This window comes from Cupriavidus lacunae, from assembly GCF_003353055.1.
GTDB classification, from domain to species: Bacteria; Pseudomonadota; Gammaproteobacteria; order Burkholderiales; family Burkholderiaceae; genus Cupriavidus; species Cupriavidus lacunae.
The window spans coordinates 1-22849 of sequence record NZ_QKWJ01000105.1 but is presented as its reverse complement, the minus strand read 5'-3'; the positions used below and the strand labels follow the sequence as shown (position 1 = coordinate 22849).

General features: G+C 63.5%; 22 protein-coding genes and 2 pseudogenes. 12 read left to right on the top strand and 12 right to left on the bottom strand.

Translation table 11 applies throughout. From position 1 onward, the window contains the following. Together DN412_RS38040 and DN412_RS38035 are read left to right on the top strand one after the other, a co-directional pair. Nucleotides 1-1018: RNA-guided endonuclease InsQ/TnpB family protein (locus tag DN412_RS38040; protein WP_133303149.1), on the top strand; the 1018-nt coding region annotated here is incomplete at its 5' end. A 108-nt stretch (nucleotides 1019-1126) separates the two neighbouring features. Next, complete coding sequence (locus tag DN412_RS38035; protein ID WP_244223013.1) at nucleotides 1127-1744, top strand: hypothetical protein; 618 nt, start codon at nucleotides 1127-1129, stop codon at nucleotides 1742-1744. A gap of 116 nt (nucleotides 1745-1860) precedes the next feature. On the opposite strand, the gene DN412_RS38030 is transcribed toward DN412_RS38035, so the two are convergent. Next, nucleotides 1861-2520 (bottom strand): phosphatase PAP2 family protein, encoded by a 660-nt coding sequence (locus DN412_RS38030; RefSeq protein WP_115216255.1) that lies wholly within the window; start codon nucleotides 2518-2520, stop codon nucleotides 1861-1863. 253 nt (nucleotides 2521-2773) lie between these two features. On the opposite strand from DN412_RS38030, the gene DN412_RS44225 reads away from it, so the two are divergent. The 6 genes from DN412_RS44225 to DN412_RS38000 all read left to right on the top strand — a co-directional run bounded on the left by DN412_RS44225 (nucleotide 2774) and on the right by DN412_RS38000 (nucleotide 8596). After that, nucleotides 2774-2977, top strand: coding sequence for a hypothetical protein (locus tag DN412_RS44225; protein ID WP_208647741.1), 204 nt, complete (start codon nucleotides 2774-2776; stop codon nucleotides 2975-2977). A 456-nt stretch (nucleotides 2978-3433) separates the two neighbouring features. After that, entirely contained in the window at nucleotides 3434-3652 is a 219-nt protein-coding gene (locus DN412_RS38020) for a hypothetical protein (RefSeq protein ID WP_244223012.1), read from the top strand. Nucleotides 3653-3660: 8 nt separating this feature from the next. Continuing rightward, nucleotides 3661-5061 (top strand): gamma-mobile-trio recombinase GmtY, encoded by a 1401-nt coding sequence (gmtY, locus tag DN412_RS38015; protein ID WP_115216253.1) that lies wholly within the window; start codon nucleotides 3661-3663, stop codon nucleotides 5059-5061. Between the two features lie 9 nt (nucleotides 5062-5070). Then, nucleotides 5071-7695, top strand: a complete 2625-nt coding sequence (gene gmtZ / locus DN412_RS38010; RefSeq protein ID WP_115216252.1) for a gamma-mobile-trio integrase GmtZ — start codon at nucleotides 5071-5073, stop codon at nucleotides 7693-7695. Continuing rightward, the gene (gmtX, locus tag DN412_RS38005; RefSeq protein ID WP_115216251.1) at nucleotides 7692-8351 is read left to right on the top strand and encodes a gamma-mobile-trio protein GmtX; all 660 of its coding nucleotides are present in this window, start codon (nucleotides 7692-7694) and stop codon (nucleotides 8349-8351) included. Before gmtZ ends, gmtX begins: the two co-directional genes overlap by 4 nt. 11 nt (nucleotides 8352-8362) lie before the next feature. Continuing rightward, nucleotides 8363-8596, top strand: coding sequence for a hypothetical protein (locus DN412_RS38000; RefSeq protein ID WP_208647740.1), 234 nt, complete (start codon nucleotides 8363-8365; stop codon nucleotides 8594-8596). 244 nt (nucleotides 8597-8840) lie between these two features. Here the strand turns inward: DN412_RS38000 and DN412_RS37995 are convergent, their stop codons facing one another. The 7 genes and pseudogenes from DN412_RS37995 to tnpA all read right to left on the bottom strand — a co-directional run. After that, nucleotides 8841-9275 carry an HU family DNA-binding protein gene (locus tag DN412_RS37995; protein WP_115216259.1) on the bottom strand — a complete coding sequence of 145 codons (435 nt, stop codon included), beginning with the start codon at nucleotides 9273-9275 and terminating at the stop codon, nucleotides 8841-8843. A 104-nt stretch (nucleotides 9276-9379) separates the two neighbouring features. After that, complete coding sequence (locus DN412_RS37990) at nucleotides 9380-10318, bottom strand: tyrosine-type recombinase/integrase (protein WP_115216249.1); 939 nt, start codon at nucleotides 10316-10318, stop codon at nucleotides 9380-9382. Between the two features lie 81 nt (nucleotides 10319-10399). Continuing rightward, the gene (locus DN412_RS37985; RefSeq protein WP_244223010.1) at nucleotides 10400-10732 is read right to left on the bottom strand and encodes a hypothetical protein; all 333 of its coding nucleotides are present in this window, start codon (nucleotides 10730-10732) and stop codon (nucleotides 10400-10402) included. Next, complete coding sequence (locus DN412_RS45130; RefSeq protein ID WP_244223009.1) at nucleotides 10732-10914, bottom strand: hypothetical protein; 183 nt, start codon at nucleotides 10912-10914, stop codon at nucleotides 10732-10734. The genes DN412_RS37985 and DN412_RS45130 overlap by 1 nt, the downstream gene beginning before the upstream one ends. 64 nt (nucleotides 10915-10978) lie before the next feature. After that, a pseudogene (locus DN412_RS45760) lies at nucleotides 10979-11062 on the bottom strand (DUF6884 domain-containing protein); the annotation flags it as partial. Between the two features lie 276 nt (nucleotides 11063-11338). Then, nucleotides 11339-11470 carry a hypothetical protein gene (locus DN412_RS45580; RefSeq protein ID WP_279635299.1) on the bottom strand — a complete coding sequence of 44 codons (132 nt, stop codon included), beginning with the start codon at nucleotides 11468-11470 and terminating at the stop codon, nucleotides 11339-11341. A 154-nt stretch (nucleotides 11471-11624) separates the two neighbouring features. Next, a pseudogene (tnpA, locus tag DN412_RS46120) lies at nucleotides 11625-12008 on the bottom strand (IS200/IS605 family transposase); the annotation flags it as partial. A gap of 29 nt (nucleotides 12009-12037) precedes the next feature. Between tnpA and DN412_RS37970 the strand changes: the two are divergent. Further along, nucleotides 12038-13480 (top strand): RNA-guided endonuclease InsQ/TnpB family protein, encoded by a 1443-nt coding sequence (locus DN412_RS37970; protein ID WP_115216248.1) that lies wholly within the window; start codon nucleotides 12038-12040, stop codon nucleotides 13478-13480. A 162-nt stretch (nucleotides 13481-13642) separates the two neighbouring features. On the opposite strand, the gene DN412_RS37965 is transcribed toward DN412_RS37970, so the two are convergent. After that, complete coding sequence (locus DN412_RS37965) at nucleotides 13643-15154, bottom strand: ATP-binding protein (protein ID WP_115216247.1); 1512 nt, start codon at nucleotides 15152-15154, stop codon at nucleotides 13643-13645. Between the two features lie 377 nt (nucleotides 15155-15531). Here DN412_RS37965 and DN412_RS37960 point away from each other — a divergent pair, with 377 nt between their 5' ends. Further along, complete coding sequence (locus tag DN412_RS37960) at nucleotides 15532-15852, top strand: helix-turn-helix domain-containing protein (protein ID WP_115216246.1); 321 nt, start codon at nucleotides 15532-15534, stop codon at nucleotides 15850-15852. A 361-nt stretch (nucleotides 15853-16213) separates the two neighbouring features. On the opposite strand, the gene DN412_RS37955 is transcribed toward DN412_RS37960, so the two are convergent. The 3 genes from DN412_RS37955 to DN412_RS37945 all read right to left on the bottom strand — a co-directional run bounded on the left by DN412_RS37955 (nucleotide 16214) and on the right by DN412_RS37945 (nucleotide 19228). Then, the gene (locus DN412_RS37955) at nucleotides 16214-16525 is read right to left on the bottom strand and encodes a hypothetical protein (RefSeq protein WP_133303148.1); all 312 of its coding nucleotides are present in this window, start codon (nucleotides 16523-16525) and stop codon (nucleotides 16214-16216) included. A 79-nt stretch (nucleotides 16526-16604) separates the two neighbouring features. Beyond that, nucleotides 16605-18224: a rhodanese-like domain-containing protein gene (locus DN412_RS37950; protein ID WP_425267481.1), complete on the bottom strand. Its 1620-nt coding sequence runs from the start codon at nucleotides 18222-18224 to the stop codon at nucleotides 16605-16607. 17 nt (nucleotides 18225-18241) lie between these two features. Further along, complete coding sequence (locus tag DN412_RS37945) at nucleotides 18242-19228, bottom strand: Bug family tripartite tricarboxylate transporter substrate binding protein (protein WP_115216256.1); 987 nt, start codon at nucleotides 19226-19228, stop codon at nucleotides 18242-18244. A 225-nt stretch (nucleotides 19229-19453) separates the two neighbouring features. Between DN412_RS37945 and DN412_RS37940 the strand changes: the two genes are divergently transcribed. Both DN412_RS37940 and DN412_RS37935 read left to right on the top strand, forming a co-directional pair. Further along, complete coding sequence (locus tag DN412_RS37940) at nucleotides 19454-21676, top strand: rhodanese-like domain-containing protein (protein ID WP_115216244.1); 2223 nt, start codon at nucleotides 19454-19456, stop codon at nucleotides 21674-21676. A 3-nt stretch (nucleotides 21677-21679) separates the two neighbouring features. Next, entirely contained in the window at nucleotides 21680-22717 is a 1038-nt protein-coding gene (locus tag DN412_RS37935) for a succinylglutamate desuccinylase/aspartoacylase family protein (protein WP_115216243.1), read from the top strand. Nucleotides 22718-22849 lie beyond the last annotated feature (132 nt).

Genomic DNA, 22849 nt, shown 5'->3' with positions numbered 1-22849 from the left:
GTCGTATTCTGCCCCTGAAGGGCTGTGTCAGGCATGTTCATTTGCGTGCTCCTTTCGAGAAACGAGACTGCGAATCTTCGTTTTACTCCAGGGGCTTACCTTCGCGGCCCTTCATAGTATCTACAAGAATTTCTTCGGCAAGCGGGCCGCCTTCCCGAAGTTCAAGAAGAAGGGCCAGCGCGACAGCTTCCGGTACCCCGACCCGAAGCAGTTCAAGCTCGACCAGGACAGCGGGCGCATCTTTCTTCCGAAGCTCGGCTGGATGCGGTTGCGGTTGTCTCGCAGGGTACTGGGCAAGCCATGCAACGCCACGGTGAGCCTGAGCGCAGGCAAGTGGTTTGTGTCCATCCAGACCGAGCGCGAAGTCGAGCAGCCGGTGCCGCAGGCCACGAGCGCCGTTGGCATCGACATGGGCATCGCCCGTTTCGCCACGTTCAACGACGGCTCGTTTCTCGCCCCACTGAGCAGCTTCAAGAAGCATGAAGCCCGGCTCAGGCGCTACCAACGCGCTATGAGTCGCAAGGTGAAGTTCAGCCGCAACTGGAAGAAGGCCAAGGCCCGTGTCCAGCGCGTCCACGCCCGTATCGGCAACGCCCGCCGCGACTACCTGCACAAAGCCACGACCTCCATCAGCCAAAACCACGCGATGGTATGTATCGAGGACTTGCAGGTGCGGAACATGTCCAGGTCGGCGGCTGGCACAACCGAGCAGCCGGGCAAGAACGTTCGGGCCAAGTCCGGCCTGAACAAATCCATCCTCGATCAGGGTTGGTTCGAGTTCCGCCGCCAGTTGGACTACAAACTGGCGTGGAATGGAGGATGGCTCATCGTCGTGCCGCCGCAGAACACGAGCCGGACGTGTCCGGCTTGTGGCTGCGTGTCGGCGGACAACCGGCAGACGCAGGCGCAGTTCGTTTGCGTCGAATGCAGTTTCGAGGAAAACGCCGACGTGGTCGGCGCGATCAATGTTCTGGCGCGGGGACACCGCGTTGCAGCCTGTGGAGAGCCGGTGCAATAAGGCCGCTCCGTGAAGCAGGAACCCACCGAAGCGACTACGCAAGTCAGCGCGTAGCGCGGTAGGAATCCCCCGCCTTCGGGCGGGAGAGGATGTCAAGAGGAGATATTGATGAACACATCGACAGCTACTGCGCTCAGGTATGCGGCGGCGGCCAGTGTGGGACGTGCCCGGACCTGTCCGCATGGAGTCGACGTGCACACCCAGTTACCTGCCAATCCCGTGGCGACGCAGCTGACCGGCGAGCAGGATGGGGCGATCGCCCGCGCGATCGAACTCGGCAAGCGGCAAATACAGCAGGAAATTGCCGACGACCGGATTCCGCCGACGGTGACGGACTTCGCCAAGCTGCACGATTTCGTAGATGCCAATGAATTTGACTGGCCGTGTGAGGATGACGGGGAGTGGAACCGGCTATTCCCGCGCACCAGTGCAGCGGAGGAAGATGACTTTTGCGAGGCAGCCAACCGCATACAAGAGGCGCTGGGACAGTGGTTGACCGCCAGCGTCGAACGCAACGCATTATTGGTCGAGAAGCTGGTCGAGGATGCACTGAACGCTGCGTGCCTCTCCGTGCGGGATGGCCTCAAGGTGAGCGCTGGCGACGCAGTGGGCGTGTTCTTTTCCGGATCGCAGAAGGAGGCGTTTCAGACCATGTTTGCGCGCTACGTGCTCTGCGAGATTTCCTGGATGGCTGAAGACGAAGGGGATTGCCCAGCCGGAGCATGAAACCGGTCGAGGATCGGTATCACTGGCATCATGCCTGCGGTAGAAAAAAGACAAGGCCGGTAGTCAGGTTTGCGCACACCCGCGAAAACCATGTGAATAGACTGTGCGTAGCCAGGTTACTTCAGGCCTTGAGCAACTTTAGAATCTGAGGTACGTAAAACAGGACTCGCAACGTGTGCCTCAGGTAAAGAACGCTTTTGGAGGAGTTGCGCGCCGATTCCTGACAGGAGACCCAGCAGCATGCCGGCGCTCAAATCCACGGCCACATGCTGTCGAATCTGGATGACGGTATAAAGGATGGCCAGACCCCACACAAAACCAGCAAGTGTGACCCAAAAGTTCTTCGTTTTGGCCAACGCCCACGCGCACAAAGCGGTCAGGGCGCCATGCAGGGAGGGCAGACAGTTGCAACGACTGTCCCATTTTTGCATCCAGACCAGGAACTGCGCACTGATACCGTTGTCGACTATGGTCGGGTAGTGTAGCGTTGTGGGCCACAGCACAAATATGGTTCCTGCAACCACCCCGCTGGCCTGCAGGGCACGAGTCAGCCAACGCAGGGTAGGTGTGTCAACGACCAGATAGGTCAGGGGAACCATAATAAAGAATGACAGATATATCCATACACCTGCTGGATTGAACGGAATGGCCCTGTCCAGGAATGTTTCCGGCAGCACTGTTTGTGACGATGGGGTGAAAGTACACAACAGGATGTACAGTAATCCAACGGGCCCCCAGCCCCGCAGCTGCTGCATTAAGCGAGTGCGCAGGTTCATCAGTCATCTCCTTTGCTCGAACAATACGTCGGCCTTTTGTTGAGATAGTATTTTCCTCCTGAAGGAAGTACGCCGAGTGGTTGGAATGCCCTCATATGCCAGAAACTCCCGATCCATCGATAACTGGCTTCGCGATTTGTGGCGACTATTTCGCAATAACAATCCTCAGGGCACAGATTGCCGAAGTCGCTCTCATCTATTAGTTCTACCGGCTTGATGCAGGTCCACCCCCACGACCGATCAGTAGTTTTCCATGGACGCGGAAGCTGCGCTGCTGATTTCCGAGTTCGAGCTCGACCGGGTGTTGGAGACCTACGACGCCGGCGTGGCCCCCGGCCAGGTCATCTACGGCTACCGCTGGTATGCGCAGTATGGCTGCCTCACGCTTTCGCATGCGCAGCGCGCCGAACATGACGAGATCGCGCGGCGCACCACATACAAGGATCGCTCGGGCTGACCCTTGCGTACGACGTCGGGGTCGTGCGCGAGCGGGCGCTGCCCTTCGAAGTCTTGCCGCCGACGGGACAGGCGGCTTGGCAGCAGGTCGTGACGCCGCAGCATTGATGACCGTCAACATGTAGAAAAGCCCCGCATCGCTGCGTTATTCCCCCCAGCTATTCATACATAGTTAGGACTAAATTGGTGACTCCCTCACCCGACACCCCTGAAAGAGGGGTGTTTTTTTATCTCCTGTTTAGCGAAGCTATGCCCTAAGTGTCCATGCTATGTAGTACGCACGAGCGTTGTACATCGCAGCACTGATTGTTTCGAGTAGCCGGCTTTCTTTGAAAGCCGAGTAGCCGGTGGGGGTCCGGGGGAGGGACAGATGAGGCGTCGGGCTGTGGATAACTTGACTCTGGAACGCTGGCGGGCCCTAGATGCACTTGGGGTGTTGGAGAAGCTGGGGTGCTACATGAAAGCCGATAGCACCTACGAGCCAGTCAGTGCCCACGATACCCAGCGCTACCACGTCAGCGCAAATGGACGCGACTTCGAGTTGCTCGTTCGAGGTCCCAAGTTCTACGACACCCGGCTTGGCCGAGGCGGAGGTGGCGCGGTGGATTTGGCCATGCACCTGCATAACCTCGACTTCAACGATGCCACTGCGCTGCTGCGCAGCCTGGGTGTTTAGGTCCCTGCATGTTCGTGACCGTCAAGGCCCGAGTCTACACGGACGCCACCGGCGTCTATACGGAGCTCCCCGTTCTCCTGACGCCAGCCGGCGTGCTGGAGCCGTTGCTCGACTATTGCCTCTATCACAGCCACGACCGGAGCCTGACGTGGATGACGAAGGTAAATCGCTCGGTGCGGATGTTCCTCGAATACCTGCAAACCAACCCGGCCGAGCGCGACACCTACTGCCTGTTCCAGAACTTCGCCCAGCGGCTCTACACCGGAACCTTCGACCGGGAGACCAGGCTCGACCCCAGCGGCTTGTGCTGGCCGCCACGCTCGCCGCAGGATGCCTCACACATCATCACCCACCTCTCCGACTTCTTCGATTGGCTCGGCAAGATGCGACCTGAGGCGGTCAAGGTGAATCCCCGCTATGCGGGTGGTGCCTTCGACCGACAGACTGACGAGGCAGCCTACCAGTACCGTCGCAGCCGGGCTTTTCTCGGGCACACCTGGGCGGAGAACTCATCCCCTGCCGAGACCGGGCACTTTGTGCGAGGTCAACGCCTGCCCAGGGTCGAACGGAGCGACCCGCCGGCCTTCCCGGAGGAGCGCTTCGAGGAACTGTTGGTCAAGGGATTTTGTGCGGCCGGGCGCTACGATTATCGCGGCATGCTCATCACCTTGCTGCAGCACGGCGCGGGCTTCCGCGAATCGGAGCCTTTCCACCTCTACATCTCCGATGTGTTCCCGGACCCAACCAACCCGCGCCAGGCCCAGGTTCTCATACACCACCCGAGCCACGGCGCCGCACCCGCCGATTGGCGCGACGAGCGGGGACGACCGCGTCAAGGCAAGCGAGCCGAATACCTCGCCCACCAGTTCGGCCTCGCGCCCCGCACCGACTTGATGGACCGCCGGCACGCCGGCTGGAAGGGTGGCACGCACGATGCGGCGTTCTACAAGCAGGCGTACTGGTTCGTGCCCGAGTACGGCGAGTGGTTCCTGCAACTCTGGCACCGTTACCTCGAACAGGTCGCCCGTATGGAACGTGACCACCCCTTTGCCTTTATCAACCTGAACCGCGAGCCCGTCGGCGCCATGTACACGCTCACCCAGTACAACAAGGCGCACGCCGCCGCGTGCGAGCGTATCGGGCTCACGGTGAGCAAGGCGCTGGGCACGACGCCGCACGGTCACCGCCACGCCTATGGCCGGCGACTGCGCAACGCCGGCGTCGACAAGGAGTTCATCCGCCGCTTCATGCACCATGCCTCGCTCGAGAGCCAGGAGGTCTACACACAGGCTAATTTCCGCGAGACCCTGGCCGAGCTTGAAGCAGCCGCGCAGCGGCTGCGAGACAAATACGCAGGGCCAAAGCCTGCGTCGAGACTGGTGCTGCCTAGCATCGAACGCCACCACTGAGGAATCCCCATGGCCAAAAAGAAGACAACGACTGCGCCAGAGGCGTCTGCCACTCTCGTCGCAATGGATAAGGGTGTGACCCGCAATACGGACATGACCCTCGGCTGGGTCGAGCGCGACTATCCGCAGCTCGCCGCGTGGCGCGTCCTGGCGGTGGAGTGGCTGAAAGGCGAAACAGCCGGTATCAGCCTGAGGCTCCAAGCGTTGGTGGCTTTCCTTGAGCGCTACCTCGTCCGGCAGGGGTTGCCGCTCGACCCGGCGGTGTTCCTGGCGCGCGGCACGGTCCTGCCCGACTTCTACCAGACGGCCTGCCCGGATTCGCACACAGGCGTCAGGGTCAACAACCTTGTCCAGGCTTTCCTCGACTTCGTGCTGCGGCGCGAGTTCAGCGCAGCCGCCGACGACGGCCACCCAGTGGTTTCGCCGGCGTTCCGCAACCCCGTGCCCCGGAGGTCCACGAGCGGTCTGCCCAAAACCGACGAGAGCGTGCATTCGCCGCTGCCCTACGGTTACATCGACGAATTGCGCCAGATGCTCGCGGCGGGGCCGCACTTTCGCGACTGGCAGTTGGCGCAGGGTGCGCTGGGGGGCGACATTGGACAGCGAGGTCGGAGCGCGCCCGACTGGTTCGAAGTGACAGAAGACCGGATTGACCGGAACGACCCGGACTGCGTGTGGCGGGTCCGCAAGCTAAGCGCGAACTATCGCGGTGGGCAGGTGCTTGAGATTTGGAGCCCGGTGCGCTGGGTGGCCCTGCTCGTGAAACTCATCCTGCCGTTGCGCACGACCCAAGTCCGCCTGCTCGGCTCGGGCGAGGCAGATACCTGGCGTTATGCGGCGGGGAACTGGGCGTTGAATTCGAGCCGGCTCACGCAGGGCAGCGAACGCCGGCCGTTGCAACAGGGGGTGTTCCGCCGCAGCAACCCACTCGCCGATGGCGAGGCGGTCTCGACCGTGCTCTACATCAACACCAACAAGACCGCCGACAGCGCCACGTCCGGTCCCGAAAAGGGGTACGTGTTGCCGTGGTCCTTCGGTGGGCCGGTGCATCAGGATGTCTTCTATTGGCTGGAGAAGCTGCGCGACTGGCAGGAGAAGTACAACCCCGTCGCCCGGCGCACCGCGTGGACGGAACTGGACGGCCGCCACATCGGGGCGAAGAGCGCGGTGCAACTGGCGGGCTATCTCGACACCTGCTTCCTCTTCCGCGCGCCGGAGGCACGAGACGGCGAGCGTCATCTGCCGTTGACCATGGATACCTTGGACCTGCCATGGTTCCGCCTGCTTGGAGCGCTGGAATTGAGGCTGTCTGACCGGGGAGAAACCCATCGCAACGGCACACCGATTCGATTCCTGCCGCCACCAGAAGTAAGGGCTAAGAGTAAGCAGAATACGTACGTAGTAACGCTCTTTCCTCTGCACAGTCTGCGCGTCTCGCTCATCACCGCGCTGGCCCTCGAAGGCCAGGTGCCGTTCCCCGTCCTGCAAAAGCTCGTCGGCCATAGCCGCCTGCTGATGACCCTCTACTACACTAAGCCCGGCGCGACCCACATCCGCGACGTGCTTCTCGGCGCCGCGGAGCGGCTGGAAGAGAACAAGGAAGTGAGCATCCAGAACTTCCTGCTCGACACCGAGCACGACCAACTCTTGCAACAGGCCATCTGTAACAGCGTACCCAGCCTGTCCGCCGCTATCCCGCAGCATCCGGCCGCGCGCAACGCAGCGGGCTGGATGCTGATGCACCACGGGCTGTGCCTGGCCGGCGGCAATACCAGCGAGGTCGAGGACAACGGTTCGGTGGGTGGCTGCCACAATGGGGGGCCGAACCTTAGCTCAGCTTCAATTCCTAAGTACGGGCCTGTTCCGGGCGGCAGCCGGAACTGCGTGCGCTGTCGCTGGTTCGTGACCGAGCCGCACCACCTGCCGGCGCTGGCCGCCCACTTCAACACGCTCGCCTACCACTTCGACGAGGCGCGCAACGCCTGTCTCACCCGGGAAAACGAGCTTCAGGACCTGAAGAAGCAAAAGGCCGACGCGGAAGACGCGGGCCGGCCGTTCGCCCGACTGGACGCGTACCGGCAGGCCGAGCGGGTGTGGGAAAGCGCGATGAAGCGCTTCAGCGACCTCGCCGAAGACCTGGTGGCCTGCTGGCGTCTCATCGAACGCTGCAAGGCGGCGCTCGAAGCCTCGCAAGGCGACGGCACGCAGTTGGTGGCTGCCGGCACGATGGGCGACGTGCATGTTGCTTTCGAGGAAACGGAGTCGGAATTGCTCCAGCTCGCCGGCGTGTGCGAAAACGTCGAGGTCTACCCCGACCTCGAACCTGGCAAGGCGGTGTTCCGCCGCAGTCAGTTGCTCGACGCGGTGCTCTATCGCGACGACCTGCCGCCCGTGTTCATGCTGTTGAGTGAACAGGAGCAACTGCTCGCCGGCAATGCCTTCATGCGCTGCCTGGCCCAGCAGATGAACCCGGCGAATCCCGCCCTCGGCCAGCGCCAGGTGATTCGCCTGATGGATGCAGGCGAGAGTCTCAGCCAGCACTTCGACATGGACCTCGCCTCGCTGCTGCCCACGCCGATTTCCGTCCGGCCGCTTCCCGCCGGGCACCGGGCCCTCACCGGAGCTGTAGCATGAATGGGAAAACGGACATCCACCCCGACGCGGTCCTGGAGTCGCTGCTCGCCAAGGGCGGGCGCTCGAACCGGCGCTCAGGCCTAGCAAAGCTGCACGAGATTTGCCGCCGGCAGCATGAGACCGGCTCGCGCGACTTCTCGCTGCCCGCCATTGGTCGCCTTGCCGAAGGCGAAGGCATCATGAAGGGCCGCGTGCTCTACAACGCCCAGTCCGCTGACTATCGAACACTCATCGAAGCCTGGGGGGCCTACGCCGGGCCGCCTGCGCCCAAGCCGCCGAAGACGCTAGCGAGCCACGAATACCTGATGCGCATTGAGGACCCGGCCATTCGCTCCATCATGCAGGCCATCATCGCCGAGCGGGACAAACTCAAGGCGCAACTCAACGTCCTGAAGGCCAACACCCAGGTGACTGTGGACCGGCGTCCACTGGGCGCAACCATTGCGGCCGCGCCTGAAACGCAGCAGGTGACTGTGCTCGCCCCGTCTGCGCAACTCACGCCGTCTGAGCGCGAAGCCTTAAAGAAGGCGGTGTCGGCCGACTATCTCGAAAACCAGGGCCTCCGCGAAGGCAGTTACGGTGAAATCGTCAACGCGCGTGGCCGGACAGTGTTTGAGGTGGGGTTCGCGCGGGCGATTCGAAAAGTGCTTGCGTAGACGAAGCAAAAATGAAAGGAGAAAAGGACAACATGAGCGTGGCTTATTACCTTGCCTGCTTCGAATCCGGACGCTATGTGTGGGTAGGGGCATTAGGCCCGGACTGCCAAGCTATGCCAGAAGGGCAAGCCGGCGCGATATCGCGATTTGCGCTGGCCCATCGTGGCAAGCCGCTGATTGTGGTGAGTGATACCCATCCTATCCTTGATGATGGGGAGGAGTGGGAGGCATTGCCGGAGACATAACATGCTCAAAAGGGAACGCCACCAAGGCCCCGACGTACGAATCACGCAATAGAAAAAGCGCCGGCGTTGCCGCCGGCGCTTGGTGGTTTCGGTGCATTACGATGTATTTAGACATCGCAAGGCTTTGATGCTCAGAACACCCATCCTGCCTAACTCTCGGGCGACTTAACCGCGAACTATGTGCCTTTAGGGTATAAGTCCGTGAGATTCCGGGGCTTTTCCTTCTGCTACGGATGCGGAGCAATTACGCCGCGGCGTCCTTCAGCTTCTTCAGCGGTCGGACCTTTACCTTCACGCTGGCAGGCTTGGCGGCGAACCACTGGTCTTGACCAGTGAACGGGTTCTTGCCGAAACGCTTCTTGGTGGCCGGCACCTGGATTGCGGCGACCTTGAACAGGCCGGGCAGCGTGAACTCGCCCGCGCCCTTCTTGTTGATGGCGCTGACGATGGTGTTCTCCAGATGGGCGAGCACGGTCTGGACAGTCTTCTTTTCCAGTTGGGTTTGCTCGACCAGGTGCGCCAGCAGGCTCGACTTGTTGAACGTGTCCTTGATCGGCTTCGCGACCGGAGCAGCAGCGGCTGCCTTCTTGGCTGGTACAGCCTTCTTTGCGGGGGCTGCAGCCTTCTTTGCAGCGGTCTTCGTTGCAGTCTTTGCTACGGGCTTTGCTTTGGTGGCCATGGTCTCTTTGGTTGGAATGCGCGCCAGCCGCGGGATTTGGCTCTCAGCGCTGCTGCGAAGCATAGCAAATGCGGGCCGGCATGCAAGTAGCGCGCAGCGGTCCACTATCGAACGGTGCGATCTTGCAACGCCTCGTCTTCCCGGATTGTGAGTGCGATACGGTCGCAGGTGCGATGGCTGGACAGCCCCAGCATCCGGTTGACCTCATCGCGGGATCGGCCTGCCAGCAGCTGGCGCCGGCAGAAGGTATTGCGAAGGGTTCGGGGGCTTGGCTCTGCGGCGGAGAGGCCGATTGCATAAAGTACGGTGGCCACGATCCGACCAAAGCTCATGTCCGTGATGGGTCGGCCGTCCGGCTTGAGCGTGAAAAGCAGTTCGCCCTCGATGGGCAGTGTCTCACGGCGGGCGCGCCAGGCACGAAGTAGCGGTACGGCGAACTTGGGCAGGTGGATCGTACGGGCGTCCCGTGGCCCGTGTGCCGGCACAAAGAGGTAAGGCGGCCTAACCTCCGGGTACAGGTCTCCCAGCCTTGCAGCGCGTGCTTCTGCGGCGGTGATACCGGTCGCCAGAAAGGTTGCGACGATGGCACGGCTGCGCAGCGTGGCCAGATCGTCGGCGGGGGACCGCAAATAGTTCTGCAGGCGGACGTCCTCGATTGCATCAAGATACTGCGGCGTAGGTTCCTGATCTGGCCAGCCCTCGATCCGGAGCAGGGCGGCGGCCGGATTGTCTAGACGCACGCCAACGAAGATCAGATGCCGGCACAGGCGATCCAGCAGCTTTACGTACCGCATGCGGGTTGCCTGCGAGTACGACCGGCCAGCGGGGCTTTGCCAGAACCTCTCGATATCGGCAGCGCCAAAGGAGCCAATAGTGGCGCCCCGCGCCATCAAGTGCCGACGGAAGTGCTCGAACATTGCCTGGTGCTGGACGATGGAACGAGCAGAGAACGGGCGGCGATCGGCGCCGGCGGCCTCACTGGTCTGCCAGTCTCGGTAGGCGAGGGTGGGGTTCTTGAGCCAGAGAGAGTCCATGCGCGTCATACCTATTGTTATATACTGAATTTGACGCTTCCCACACCCTTGCCGCCTCCGTGAGGCGGTCATGGCTAGCAGAAGAGGGGGTCAGTGCTGCGCTCGGACATTGCGGTTGCGCCGCGCAGACAGCCGTTCACGAGTTCGGGCATAGCGGGGATAGGCCGCGTCCAGCATGGCGGCGATTTCCCGCAAGCGGTATTCCTGCGGGTAACAGCAAGCCAGCGAACACTCCTCGGCGCAGTAACGCAGAATTTCCTGGAGCAGGGTGTAGCGCTTCTCATCCGGAAAATTCAGGTTCCCAGCCTTGGCCCAGGCCCGGTAGCCGGCATAGGCTAGCGCGAGCAGCGCCTGTGGCGTGCCGGAGCCTGTCGGGCACAGCTCCTTCGCTTCGGCGGACAGTGCACGATCGAAGTCGCTCATCACGCCTCCATCGGATGAAGATCCGCGAGGCTGACCCAGCGAGTGCCGACTCTCGTACGGCCGCGGACAACCTCGTCGACCTCGACATCGGCCGTTGGCCCGCTCGGGCCATCGAAGACCGCCAGCACACGTGCCATCAGGGCAGGGCGACCGGGCGCAGCGCGGTAATGCAGGCTGGTCATGGGGTGTCATCCGTTCGTCGTAAGGGGCAATCTCGGTGTGGGGGCTGAGAAAGCGATGCCGCGCGGAAAGGATTTGAACGTTCGGTGCGGCGTCCCCGCGCACGTGGGCACGGTACGACTCGTACATGACGCCTCGGTAGAGGTCGATCGCGAGCGCTGGACGGTCGAGCTTCCTGCCGGAACAGGCGAGGAGCAGTAGGGCTGGCGCATTGGCGCGATTGGCACGGTCAGGCGCCGTTGGAAAAAGCGGTAGTTGCGTGTGGAAAGCATGGGCGTTTCATCGCTGGAATGCTTTCACTCTACCGGCGCCACAGCAAAGTCAAGGGCGGGCCAAGGGCAGCACGTGCACATGGCTGCGACACACTTCACGCTTGGCACCCATCCGTCGAAGCGGCGAGTCGCCCATTCTGGGCGCCACCACCGCTTACCCGACAACCGCTTTGAGTGGATGCTGGCCGGCGCAATTGCGCACGATCTCGCGGAGCCGGGTGTAGCTTTTCTCGGGAAAATGCAGGTTGCCGGCCTTGCCCCATGCCTTGTAGCCGGCGTGCGCCACAAGAGCGCCTCGGGCGTGCTATCGAGTTGAACAGTCTTTGCCGACGCATTCCCTCTCCTCGGGCCGGCAGGCTCAGGAGGGGGTCAAGTCGGCGGCAGCCGTTAGGTTGCCTTGCCTTTGCGGCGGGCATGCTCCTCACTCCCTGTCGCTCGACATAGGCCTTCACTGTCTTCAGCGATGCCCCGCCCACCGATGAGACGAAGCACGCTCGATGCCAGAAGAGCGGCTTCCAATAATAGTGAGCGAGGTGTTCTGCAAATTGCCGGCGGGCACGACGCGCACTCGCTGTCTTCAGATTGTTGATGGGCGCTGAGATGTCGAGGGCCGGATGGATGCTGACCAGGAGATGCACGTGGTCGGGCTCACCACCAAATTCCAATAGTTCGCAGCGCCAAGCTGCGAGGACTTGTCCAAACGCGATCTCAAGATATGCCAGCAGTTCCGGCGTCAGCGTCTTGCGACGGTACTTCGTGACGAAGACAATATGCAGCTTGAGGTTGTAGACCGCATGCGCGCTCGTCTGATTTTCGACTCCCATGCCTGATACTGTGCTGGTAAAATTTCCGGATGCAAGTAGGCTACCGATTCCGCTGTTATCCGACACCTGACCAACAGGCGATACTGCTACGCTGGATTGGCTGCCAGCGTTTTATTTACAACGCCAAGGTGGGTGAGGATCGGTACTATCGTGTGTTCCAGCGCAAAACGCTGGCATTGGCTGGAGAGCATGCCCCGATCGACCAGGAGTACGCGCGCTTCAAGTGCCGGGAACTGACGCCGTGGCTGTACGAGGTGCCGTCGCAAATCTTGCGTAATGGCGCGGTGCGCTGGAAGACGGCCTACAGCCGCTTCTTCCAGAGGCTCGGTGGCCGCCCGACCATCCAGCGCAAGAGCGGCCCGCAGTCGGTTTGGCTGACCAACGAGCTATTCTCGTTCGAGGCGGCGGGTGGTGCCACTCCGGAGGAGGTTTCCTATCGGCTCAGCATAGGCAAGGGCAAGTTCCCGGTCGGCGTCATTCCCTATACCGCGCATCGCCCACACAAGATCCCCGCAAGCATCACGCTCACGGTCGACGCGGGGCACTGGTACGTGTCGTTCAATATCGATGACGACCTGCCGCTTCCAACACCGCAGGAGATTGCCGCCGAACTGGCAAGCTGGCCAGAAACGGAATTGCGCGCTTCAGCGGTAGGCGTCGACCGTGGCGTGACCGTCCCCGTCTTCGCGAGCACCGGGATGTGCGCCGGCCTCAGCGATGTGCAACAACAGCGCCTGCGCAAGAAGGAGCGTGCCCGCAAACGCTGGCAGCGTCGCATGGCGCGACGGGTCAAGGGCTCATCGGGCCAACGCAAGGCGGCACACCGGGTGGCACGCTGTCATCAGTACGCCCGTAGCGTGAGACTCGACTTCGCACACCAGACGAGTTACCGGCTGGTGGAATCCGCCGGCGTTCGGCTGCTGGTGTTCGAGGCGCTGCGAGTCAAGGCGATGAGCGCTCGGCCGAAGGCCAAGCAGAACGAAACGGGCCAGTGGCTCAAGAATCAGGCCAGTGCCAAGGCAGGCCTGAACAGCAAGATACTGGCGAGCGCCTGGGGCAAGACCCTGGTGTTCGCTCAATACAAGGCCCTGCGACGCAACAAGCTCGTCGTCACGGTGCCGCCGCATTACAGTTCGCAGGAGTGCAGCCGGTGCGGCCACACTCATCCGGAGAACCGGCCGACGCAGGCCGAGTTCGTCTGCCAAGGCTGCGGCTTCCGAACCAACGCCGACCACAACGCGAGCCGGGTGATCCGGGATCGTGGTGTCGCGCTGGTGCGGTCGGGAGAATTCTCGCCCGTGGGCCGGAAGAAGACGATGCGGATGCGAACCAAGGTAGGGGCGGGATGCTCCGAACCGGAGCCCATACAGGCTCCCACGCCGGGGGAGACATCGGTAAGACGCCAGGCGGTCAGCCGCAAGGCGCAGAAGTCGGTGAACCCGGAAACCCCCGCTACAAGCCGTAGGCTTTAGCGGCGGGTAGATTCATGAATTTCGGAGAACCGCCATTTCGATCCCGGCATGCATTGGAGGAGGGGGCGCGGCCCTTCATAGTGATCACGGTCGGCGAAATCGTTCGCACCGGCTTCCTTCAACACCCACTGCGGGGCGGTCGGAAGCTAGGGCAACTGAGCATCACGCTGACCGCGGAGACGTAAGCATCCTGACGTACGCCGGCAAATCCAGGCACTGGTAGCCGGCGGCCGTCAGCGCCCGAGCCTCTTCGTCAGAAAAGATTGGCGAGAACAACGCTTTGGTCAACGTCCACCCTTTCACCCGGCGCCCTTCCTTTGTCGACATGAATCGCTCGATGTGTCGCTCAAATTCGGAAAGCGAGGACTGGATGTGCTTGCTTGCACTGCGCTTACACGAGCCGAAGCGGATACGCCGCGTGTCCTCGTCGAGTGCGACGATGTCGATCTCGATCGCATTCTGTTCGTCTCGCGGCCGATTCCAGTAGCCCAGTTCGATGGAGGTCAGCGAGAAATCGCCCACGCCCTTTCGCGAACACTCTACATGCAACTGACGAATCAGCTTCTCGAACGCGTATCCCTCGTGCCCATGCAGCCGAGGGAGCGTCAGATCGATCGCCTTCGATAACGGGCGCATGCGGGAAGCGTCCCGCGCCGGCTTGACGACCGACAGCCACGCCTGCAGAAAGTTGTCGGTGATGTAATAGCGGGAATTGCGGCTCTTGCTCTCCGAGAACACCGGGTGGCGCTTGTCGACCATATGGTAATTCTCGACCAAGCGTTTGACTGTGACCTTCAACGACGCTTCGTCTTCATCCCGCAGCAGTGTGCCGACCAGTTGCCCGTGGCTCGAGCCCGGATGTTCCGAGAGGAAGTTTAGGACTGAGAGCAGTCTGCCCTTCACCTCACGGAGGAAGGATGTGTCTGCCTCTTCGGCCAAAGGGCTGCCTTCGCGAAGGAACATCCGCTCGAGCAAGGCTTCCTGAAACCGGGCGCCCACCTGAAACAGGCCTTGGTCATACGCGTCCCGGTAGAACTTGGGAACGCCCTCGAAGAAGCCCCAGAGCGTGAGCCAATGGTGCGGTTCGCGGATATCGTGTGCGCGGTACACCTCGATCAAGTCCTCGAAATCCCAGTGCTGCAGATCGATAGTCGCTGTGAGCCGCCCAAAGAGCGGCGCCCCCTTGTCGTCGAGGAGCGCGCTCATTTCCGACTGCAGGGAGCCAAGGACAAACAGCCCGCCCCCTTGCGTATCGCGCAGCCGGTCCACTTGCTCCTGCAGGAATGAGTTGAAGGCGTAGAGCCTCGCCTGCGTGAAATACTGGAATTCGTCCAACACGACGATCAGGCCGCGGCGGCATAGATGGCCGATCACGCCGGCCATCGAAGCGAAGTCAGTGACTTGCGGGGCCAGTGCATTTGCGATCTCGGATTCGCAGTCTTCCAGTGCCCGGCGGAACCCAGCCGCCACATCTCGCTCGTCTGAGTCCGGTATCTGCATGTAGACCATCCGGGCGAGTAATGACGGTTCCCCCTTGGACAGCTCACGCAGCAGGGTCGTCTTACCAATGCGTCGTCGGCCTTGGATGCGGCAGAAGAACCAGTTTGGGCTATGGACGATCCGGTCCAGAGTCTCCAGCGTCCCCATTCGTCCGTAGAATTCCCAGGAGGCCATACTCTCAACTTTAGTTACATTAAAGTATCTTAATGTCTCGTTGGCCAAAAAGCTAGGTGGCAGAAGGCTTGCTGCGAAGAAAGAGAGCTTGCTCCGTCAACCCGATTAGCCTAGATGGGGCGCAAATTTTGCGTTTCATTGTAAGTTACAATAATGTCTCTTACATGCAAAAAGAGACTCAGTCTGCACCCTCAGTGGGGCTGGTAACTTCCCACACCCTGGTCCTCACTCAGTGAGCCTGGGAATGCCGGTTCGCGTGCTGCCGGTTCCTTCCCGGCATTGAGGGCGGCCATCAGCGTTGCAGAGTATAATTTCACTATAATGAAATAACCGGGTGAGCAGCCTCCAAGCTGACTTCCTTATTCACGGGACGGGCCATGCCGCGACCACTACCTGATCCGACGCCGCCTTCGCGCGCGACAATTCGCACCATTCACCAACTGGGCGAGCGCATTCGCGCCACGCGGGCAGGGGAGGGGATGCCCATTGACCAGGCCGCGAGGCATTGCGCTGTCTCGATCGGCATGCTGTCCAAGCTAGAGAACGGCAAGGGCGTCAATTTCGAGCACGTCCTCCGTGTGCTGGACGGACTGGGTTTGACGATGCTGGTCGTGCCGAAGGCGCATGGTTCTTGGCTCGAGCAGGCAGCGGCCCATGCGGCAAAGGTTGGCGACCCTGCTTGGGAACCCCATGCATAGCGGGCGGATGGTTGGTTGAATGCAGTCGCCTGGCCGGCTGTCGATCAGGTCATCCTCGGCGCACTAACGTTGCATTGGGGCGGGGAAACGGTCAGTCACTGCCGGCTTCTGATCGGAGTGCGCGTCAAACCTCGCCCTTCAGGGTCCCTTCAGGGCGGGGTCGCTCGATGGCCTGATCCGTTTCGTCCAGGTCTTTGAGATCTTCCTCTATGCTGCGCGCGACTTCTAATCCCGCTTGCATGATGAGCTCCACCGATGGATATGGCACTGTCATACACCAGTGACGAAGGCGCCGGTATCGGGCTCCGTCTGACAAAATAGACCCTCACAGCGGCGGGGTACGATATGCCCCGGGGTTAAGTCACGACTCCCTTGATTTTCGTCGCTGCGTGATCCGTGAGATACCCCCCACGTGGGGGTAAAGCGCATAAAGCGACAGGTGGACGTCGGCGCTGACCGGCAGCTCCTTTGCGCGGCGCACGATAGGCGCTGGCTCGGTCTCCATCTGTCCCTCCGGATAGAGCGTCGTGAAGCTGCGCACCAGCTCTGGGTTGCGGCACGTCAGCCATTCTTGCCATTGCACCCTCGGCACGATCACCACTGAGCGCTTCTGCTTGCCCCGGGGTGTGCATGTGCTCATCACGGGGTGCTGGTCGGCGTTCACCGTCAGCATGGTGAAAGAGTAGGCTTCGTCCGGCCAGTCCCTCCACAGACCGGCTATCCCGAGCACCGGCTCGCCCGGCAGGCTGGGGCTAGTCGAGTCCAGGCCCGGCAATGCGGAACACACCCAGCTCATCCGGCGCGCACTGCGCGATCAGCCCGATTTCCCACGCCAGGTAGGCGCGGGCGGCGTCCCGGTTGCCCTCGTGGCGGTCGTGCACGAAGAACAGGTAATCGATGCGCGCTCTTGCAGGCAGCGGCTCGGGCGCAACCGCTTGCGGCAGCCCAGCTGACTGCCAGGTGGCATAGCCATTGTCGGTGCGGTACACGTGTCGATAGCCTGCCTCAAGCAGATCCCCGCCCGCAAGTATCGCCACGTCCGGCTCGCTGGCGATCAGGACGACAGGATCGGCATGCGCTACGCCAAGCGCCCGCAGTTGTTGCAGCAGCCGCGGGCGGATCGACCAGACCGCGCCGGAGGCGTGACCGCGCTCAAATGCCGCGCTCTCGCGCAGGTCGATGACCGCTAGGCGCTGGGCTGCGATGTGCAGCGCTTGCAGCAGGTCGGCGTTGAGCACAGGCAGGGCGCTAGTGACATCCAATTTTGGTCGCGCGCGAACCTGCAGGGAGGCGTCCACACCATCGGCAAGCACGGCGGTCTCATAGCCAAGTTGGTGCAACCAGCTGGCAACCACCGGCGCGCGCACGCCTTCGTCGTCGAACACAATGACGCGGCTGCCGCGCACCCCGATATAGCGATCCGTTGCCTGAACCAGCTGTCCGCCAGGCGCATGCACCGCGCCATCGATCGTACGCCGGGCAAATTCGTCGGCGGAACGGATATCGAAGAGGTAGGTGGTGCGGTGCGTATCATCCAGCCATTGCTGCGCCTGCGCGGTCGACAGCGCGGGCAGGCCAAAGCGCTGCAGCAGCCTGGCGGAGCGCTCGCGCGCCGCGGCGAGCACCGGGGCCGAAGGCACGGCGACAGCGAAGCGGTCGCTGCCGTGCTCCAGCGCGTGGCCTGCCAGATGCCAGCCCTGCGTGCCATTCTCCAGCGCCAGCACCGGATTTGGCAGGCCCAGGTTCAGTAGCGTCTGGGCGCCGATGATGCTGCGCGTGCGCCCGGCGCAATGCACCACCACGGGCGTGTTCGGATTGGGCAGCAGCGCGGGCAGCCGCAGTGCCAGCTCACCGTTGGGGCAGCTCAGCGCGCCCGGGACGGTCATCTTGCGGTGTTCTTCCTCGGTGCGGCCATCCACCAGCACGAAGCTCTCTCCGGCGGCACGGCGCGCTACGAGGTCGTCGGCGCTCAGGCGGGGCGTGTGCTGGATGTGCTCGACCAGCTCGCCAAGCGTCTTGGAGGGTACGTTGACTCCCTTGAACAAGGTGTAGCCGGCGGCAGCCCAGGCGGGTGCGCCGCCGTCGAGCACAGTCACGTTCAGGTAGCCAAGATCGGCGAGGCGCCGCGCTGCGTGCGCCGCCACGGGATTTTCCACGTCGCCATCGTCGGACAGCACGATGCGTTCCGCACGGCGCGGTGCCAGCTGGCCGACGTCAAGCTCAAGGCGGCTGTAGGGCAGGGGCACGGCGAAGAACGGGTGGCCTTCGCCGTACTGGCCATGCTCGCGAACGTCGAACAGGGCTATCGGCTGCCCGTCGTTGAGCCAGCCGCGCAGCGTGGCGGCGTCGATGGCATGGGTCATGTCAGTCATTTGGGTTCCAGCGGTTATCAGCGCAGCGTGATGCCCGATGCGGCGATCACCGAGGCGTAACGGGGCAGGTCGCGCGCCAGCGTTGCATCCAGCTCCTGCGCCGAAGAGGCGACCACGACATAGCCAGCGTCTTCCAGCAGGCTTCGAGTGGCTGATGCGTGCAGCACCGCCGCGACATCGCGGTTGATGCGCTCGACCACAGCAGCCGGAGTTGCCGCAGGCGCGAGCAGTCCTTGCCAACTCTCCACGGCAAAGCCCGTGGCGCCGGCTTCGGCAAGCGTGGGAACCTGCGGCAGTGCTTTGGAGCGATAAGGTGTCGTGACCGCGAGCGCGGTTAGCTTGCCGGCGCGTACATAGTCGGTCACCGCTGCCAGCGTGATCAGCGTGGCGTCGATATGGCCGCCGAGCAGGTCCACGGTAGCCGGCGCACCGCCGGCATACGGGATGTAGTTGACCTTTAAGCCAAGCTGGCGCGACAGCATTTCATGCGCGATGTGGGCGATGCCGCCATTGCCGGGCAGGCCGAGTGCCAGTTCTCCGGGCTTGCGGCGTGCCAGCGCCACGTAGTCCTGGAAGGTGCGCACGCCCAGGTCCGGCCTGACCACCAGCACCTGGGGATTTACCACTGCCTTGGTGACGCCGCGGAAGGCGTAGCTGGTGTCATAGGGCAGGTTCTTGAACAGCGAGGCGTTGAGCGTCACGCCTTCGCCGCCAAGCAACAGCACATGGCCGTCGGGCCTGGCCTTGGCGACCTGCGCGGCGCCAATGGTGCCGCTGGCGCCGACGACGTTGTCCACCACCACCGGCTGATGCCAGGTCTCGCTGAGCCTGGTGGCCAGCGTGCGTGCCAGCTTGTCGGCGCTGCCGCCAGGCGCGACCGGTACAACGATGCGCACAGGGCGAGTGGGAAAGGTCGCGTCGGCGGTGCCGGCAGACACGGGCGCAGCCGCCAGCATGGCTGGCGAAAGACTCAGAATGGCGCGAAGAAAGTTGCGGCGAAGCATGATAACGACCTGGATGGAAGCTTGCAGGCCGTCCTGGGCGCGAAAGCGCGAGGGCCTGATCGGGTCACCAAGCATACGAAGCCGGCCGCAGCCCACCAACGAAGGATTGAGCCTATGCATATGCGGGACGCGCCAGGCCATGGCCGGCGCCGATCGAAGCCGGCCGCATGTCGATACTCGAAAGCCTTCTTTTTCACCGCTCGGTGGCGGCGTTACAGTCGGCGTATGACCCAACAGAACCTCTCCCCATCAGCGGTGCCGGGCAACGACGTTGCCAGCCGGCGCCACGCGGCCGTGGCCGCTTTCATCGCCGAAGCACGACAGTTGCTGGAGCGCGCGCAACATGCCGACCGCGAGACGCTGCAGATGGTGGCACGCTCGCTGGAGCGGCTGGGCGCCAGGCGCGACCTGTTCCCGCCTGCGCACTTTCCGGTCTCCGCCGACAATCCTGCGCAGGTCTTTCGCTTGTCCGAAGACCTCGACGGCCGCTACGCGCTTTACGTATCCGCCGGGCTGCCAGGCAAGGCGCAGCCGCCGCATGACCACACCACATGGGCCATCATTGCCGGCATCGCCGGCAATGAGCGCAACGTGTTCTACCGACGCGAGGCAACGGAAGATCCCGCACGCGACCGCCTGGTCGAAACCGGCCGCAGCGATGTCGTGACCGGCAGCTCCGTCACGCTGTTGCCCGACGACGTCCATGCCATCGAACTGATCGACGATGAGCCCGGCCTGCACCTGCATTTCTATGGCCTGGCGCTTGACCGCCTGAGCCGGCGCGTGGTGTTTGAAAGCGCCACGGGCGGCAGCTACCGGCATTTCGGGCCGCCCAGGCATATCGCCCATGCCGCCATCGATGCGCCAGCGCTGAAGGCGGCGCTGGCCGACGGCGACGAGATCGCGCTGCTGGACGTGCGCGAGACTGGCGTCTTTGTGCGCGGCCACCTGCTGCTTGCGGCTTCTGCGCCGCTGTGGCGGCTGGAACTGTTGATCGACCGGCTGGTGCCGCGCCGCGATACGCGCATCGTCCTGACCGATGGTGGCGACGACGGCGATCGCCTGGCGCATCAGGCCGCCTCCAAGCTGCTGCGCCTGGGTTGGCGCAACGTGTCGGTACTTACCGGCGGCACGGCGGCGTGGGCGACGGCGGGGTTCGAGATTTTCAGCGGCAGCAACGTGCCCAGCAAGGCCTTCGGCGAAGTCATCGAGCACCAGAAGCACACGCCATGGATCAGCACCGACGAACTGCAGCAGCGCATCGAGCGCGGCGACGACCTGGTGGTGGTCGACAGCCGCACCACCGAGGAGTTTGCAGACTTCAGCCTGCCGTTCGCGCACAGCCTGCCCGGCGCAGAGCTGGTCTATCGCATCGGCGAGCTGGCGCCGCGGCCGGAGACGCTGGTCGTCGTCAACTGCGCGGGCCGCACCCGCGGCATCGTCGGCGCGCAGACGCTGATCGACGCCGGGCTGCCTAACCCCGTGGTCTCGCTCAAGGATGGCACTATGGCGTGGCTGCTGAATGGCCGCACCCTGGCCCACGGGCGCCATACGCCGCTGCCTGAGCCAGCTGAGGCGGCACGCGAAACCGCCTGTGCCCGTGCCGAGGCCGTCGCCTCCCGTGCCGGTGTGCGCCGCGTCGATGATGCCGCGTTGGCGCGGCTCGAGCGCGAAGCCGGGCAGCGCACCTTGTATCGCTTCGACGTGCGCACGCGCGCCGAGTACGAGGCCGGCCACCTGCCGGGCTGGCGCTGGGCCCCGGGCGGCCAGCTGGTTCAAGCCACCGACGAATACGCGGCAACGCGCCACGCGCGGATCGTGCTGGCCGACTGGGACGGCGTGCGGGCGCTGACCGCCGGCGCGTGGCTGGCGCAACTGGGCGCGCACGAGGTGTTCGTGTACGCGCCGCCGCCCGACACCGCTGTCGACACCGGTCCGGAGCCGCTGCGCGTGCTGTCCTCGCGGCCTGCGGCGGCGCCGGTGTCGGCGCTGCAAGCCGATGCGCTGTTGCAGTCAGGGCGCGCACGCGTCTTCGATGTCGAGCGCCGCGCCGCCTACGAGAGGCGCCATGTTGCCGGGGCGCAGTTCGCGGTGCCGGACCGGCTGGAGGCGCTAGCCGCGGAGATACCTGCCTGCGAAGCGGTGCTGATCACGTCGTCGGATGGCGTGCTCGCACGCATTGTCGCGGCGGAGCTGGTGGCGCGCAGCGGCCGTGACGTGCGCTTCCTGGCCGGGGGCACGCAGGCGTGGGCGGCGGCGGGGCTGCCCACCGGCAGCGGCGCGCAGGGCGTGCTGACCGGCGAAGACGACTACTGGTACAGCCCCTATCACCACACCGATGTGGCGCGGCGCGACGCGGGTTTCCAGGCCTATCTCAACTGGGAGATCGGGCTGGTTGCGCAGCTCGAGCGGGAAGGGGACATCGGCATCCGGTTGCTGGCGGACTGAGCGATGGGCTCCGATCGCCAACCCCCGATCGCTTCTCCGATCCATAGCGAAATCGACTTCGAACGCTCCGGCAGGCAGGTCGGCTGCCTGCGCCTGCCGCACTCGGTGCATCGCTCGGCCTACGGCTGGCTGCCCATCCCGATTGCCTCGATCGGCAACGGCGACGGCCCGGCCGTGCTGGTGATGGCCGGCAATCACGGCGACGAGTACGAGGGCCAGATTCTGGTCTCGCGCCTGGTCCGCGAAGTCGCACCCGAGCAGGTGCGGGGCCGGCTGATCCTACTGCCGATGGCGAACTACCTGGCCGCGCAAGCCGGCCTGCGCACTTCGCCGCTGGATGGCGGCAACCTGAACCGCAGCTTTCCCGGCGATCCACGCGGCACGCCAACGCAGGTGATTGCGGACTATATCGAGCGCAGCCTGCTGCCACGCGTGGACGTGGTGGTCGACCTGCACTCGGGTGGCAGCTCGCTCCAGTACCATGGCGCGACGCTGTTTGCCCAGGCCGATCCCGATCCCGCGCGCCAGCAGCGCCTGCTGGCCGCGGTGGCCGCATTCGGCCTGCCATACAGCCTGATCAACGAAAGCCCCAATCCGGTTGGCCTGCTTGCCGCGGCACGTCGCAACGGCGTGCTGGGGTTGTTGACCGAACTGGGCGGTGCGGGCACCGTGGACGCCGCCGTGCTCGGCAGCGCCTGGCAGGGCCTGCTGCATCTGCTCGGGCACGTGGGGGTGCTGGAAGGGCCGCTGGTGCCGCCGGGGCCGCCGCATGACACGCGGCTGCTGCGGGTGGACCGCGCACGGCACTACGTATACGCCTACGACGACGGCATCTTTGAGCCCCTCGTGCAACTTGGCGAGCGTGTCGATGCGGGGCAACCTGCAGCAAGGCTGCACACGCCAGAGCGGCCCGAGCGCGAGCCGGTGACCGTGCATTTTCCGGCGGCAGGGCTGGTTATCTGCAAGCGCGTGCCCGCGCTGACACAACGCGGCGACTGCCTGTACCAGCTCGCCGACGATCTCACGCCTCATCGTTCCTGAACCGGCTTCTTATTGAGATTTACAAAAAACATGACAACGGATTCAGGGCTGGCGCGTTTCATCTCTAACGGGTTGATTGGAGATACGCGCCGTGTCGAAGAAGCCGTTAGACGATGCAACGAAGAAGCGCTT

What these genes read in the sequence shown, in the direction of transcription:
- DN412_RS38035 (WP_244223013.1), top strand. Translation starts at nt 1,127, where the DNA reads ATGAACACATCGACAGCTACTGCGCTCAGGTATGCGGCGGCGGCCAGT.
- DN412_RS38030 (WP_115216255.1), bottom strand. Translation starts at nt 2,520, where the DNA reads ATGAACCTGCGCACTCGCTTAATGCAGCAGCTGCGGGGCTGGGGGCCC.
- DN412_RS44225 (WP_208647741.1), top strand. Translation starts at nt 2,774, where the DNA reads ATGGACGCGGAAGCTGCGCTGCTGATTTCCGAGTTCGAGCTCGACCGG.
- DN412_RS38020 (WP_244223012.1), top strand. Translation starts at nt 3,434, where the DNA reads ATGAAAGCCGATAGCACCTACGAGCCAGTCAGTGCCCACGATACCCAG.
- gmtY (WP_115216253.1), top strand. Translation starts at nt 3,661, where the DNA reads ATGTTCGTGACCGTCAAGGCCCGAGTCTACACGGACGCCACCGGCGTC.
- gmtZ (WP_115216252.1), top strand. Translation starts at nt 5,071, where the DNA reads ATGGCCAAAAAGAAGACAACGACTGCGCCAGAGGCGTCTGCCACTCTC.
- gmtX (WP_115216251.1), top strand. Translation starts at nt 7,692, where the DNA reads ATGAATGGGAAAACGGACATCCACCCCGACGCGGTCCTGGAGTCGCTG.
- DN412_RS38000 (WP_208647740.1), top strand. Translation starts at nt 8,363, where the DNA reads ATGAAAGGAGAAAAGGACAACATGAGCGTGGCTTATTACCTTGCCTGC.
- DN412_RS37995 (WP_115216259.1), bottom strand. Translation starts at nt 9,275, where the DNA reads ATGGCCACCAAAGCAAAGCCCGTAGCAAAGACTGCAACGAAGACCGCT.
- DN412_RS37990 (WP_115216249.1), bottom strand. Translation starts at nt 10,318, where the DNA reads ATGACGCGCATGGACTCTCTCTGGCTCAAGAACCCCACCCTCGCCTAC.
- DN412_RS37985 (WP_244223010.1), bottom strand. Translation starts at nt 10,732, where the DNA reads ATGAGCGACTTCGATCGTGCACTGTCCGCCGAAGCGAAGGAGCTGTGC.
- DN412_RS45130 (WP_244223009.1), bottom strand. Translation starts at nt 10,914, where the DNA reads ATGACCAGCCTGCATTACCGCGCTGCGCCCGGTCGCCCTGCCCTGATG.
- DN412_RS37970 (WP_115216248.1), top strand. Translation starts at nt 12,038, where the DNA reads ATGCAAGTAGGCTACCGATTCCGCTGTTATCCGACACCTGACCAACAG.
- DN412_RS37965 (WP_115216247.1), bottom strand. Translation starts at nt 15,154, where the DNA reads ATGGCCTCCTGGGAATTCTACGGACGAATGGGGACGCTGGAGACTCTG.
- DN412_RS37960 (WP_115216246.1), top strand. Translation starts at nt 15,532, where the DNA reads ATGCCGCGACCACTACCTGATCCGACGCCGCCTTCGCGCGCGACAATT.
- DN412_RS37955 (WP_133303148.1), bottom strand. Translation starts at nt 16,525, where the DNA reads ATGCTGACGGTGAACGCCGACCAGCACCCCGTGATGAGCACATGCACA.
- DN412_RS37950 (WP_425267481.1), bottom strand. Translation starts at nt 18,224, where the DNA reads ATGACTGACATGACCCATGCCATCGACGCCGCCACGCTGCGCGGCTGG.
- DN412_RS37945 (WP_115216256.1), bottom strand. Translation starts at nt 19,228, where the DNA reads ATGCTTCGCCGCAACTTTCTTCGCGCCATTCTGAGTCTTTCGCCAGCC.
- DN412_RS37940 (WP_115216244.1), top strand. Translation starts at nt 19,454, where the DNA reads ATGACCCAACAGAACCTCTCCCCATCAGCGGTGCCGGGCAACGACGTT.
- DN412_RS37935 (WP_115216243.1), top strand. Translation starts at nt 21,680, where the DNA reads ATGGGCTCCGATCGCCAACCCCCGATCGCTTCTCCGATCCATAGCGAA.